This window comes from Gilvimarinus gilvus (genome assembly GCF_030518155.1).
GTDB classification, from domain to species: domain Bacteria; phylum Pseudomonadota; class Gammaproteobacteria; order Pseudomonadales; family Cellvibrionaceae; genus Gilvimarinus; species Gilvimarinus gilvus.
Window position 1 is genome coordinate 1 of record NZ_JAULRU010000181.1, and the last position, 343, is coordinate 343.

General features: G+C 64.4%; 1 protein-coding gene. It reads left to right on the plus strand.

The annotated features are described in order from the left end of the window. Positions 1 to 343: iron-containing redox enzyme family protein (locus QWI17_RS01545; protein WP_302720730.1), on the plus strand; the 343-nt coding region annotated here is incomplete at both ends.

The following is a 343-nucleotide window of genomic DNA, read 5'->3' on the forward strand; positions in this document are numbered from 1 at the left end:
CAGTACCTGATTGGCGGCTGGCCGGTGGTGGAGCAGTTCTCGCTGTACATGGCCCACAACCTGACCAAGACCCGCTACGGTCGGCACCAGGGTGAGGACATGGCACGGCGCTGGCTGATGCGCAATATCCGGGTCGAGCTCAACCATGCCGATTACTGGGTGAACTGGTGCCAGGCGCATGGTGTGCACCTGCACGACCTGCAGGCCCAGGACGTGCCGCCGGAGCTCAACGGCCTGAACGACTGGTGCTGGCGGGTGTGTGCCACCGAGAACCTGGCCATTGCCATGGCCGCGACCAACTATGCCATCGAAGGCGCGACGGGCGAATGGTCGGCAGTGGTGT